Genomic DNA, 476 nt, shown 5'->3' on the forward strand with positions numbered 1-476 from the left:
TTACCGGGTTCCTTTGAAAGATTTGCCGGGAGTGGGGCCCCGTACCCTGCAAAGCCTATGGCAGGCCTTTTCCAGTGAAATCGATATCCTTGAAAATGCCCCTATGGAGCGGATAGCCAAGGTGGGGGGAGCGCGTCTGGCCGCTTTGATTCTCGGGATGAGGAAGGGCCGGCTGAATATCCAAGCCGGCGGGGGAGGTTATTATGGAAAGGTTCTGAAAGGAGACGGAGAACATTAAACCTGTATACGTAATAGGACACAAAAACCCGGACGTTGATTCCATCGCCGCAGCTATAAGCTACGCCTGCTTTAAGAATCATGGCGGAACCCAGCCTCATATTCCCGCAGCGGCCGGGTCGATCAACAGCGAAAGCGAATTCGTCCTGCAGCAACTGCGTATAGAAAGACCCCTGGAGCTGGCCAGTGTGGGAACCATTGCCGAGGATCTTCTGGACAGCAAGCCCATAACCACTACC

The 476-nt window shown here is 54.2% G+C and carries 1 pseudogene; it reads left to right on the plus strand.

The features are described from left to right. Positions 1-238, plus strand: a pseudogene (locus B2633_RS08315) (endonuclease Q family protein); the annotation flags it as partial. Positions 239-476: the final 238 nt, after the last annotated feature.

It is taken from the genome of Syntrophomonas sp. UBA1041 (genome assembly GCF_002316705.1).
Classification (GTDB): domain Bacteria; phylum Bacillota; class Syntrophomonadia; order Syntrophomonadales; family Syntrophomonadaceae; genus DTU019.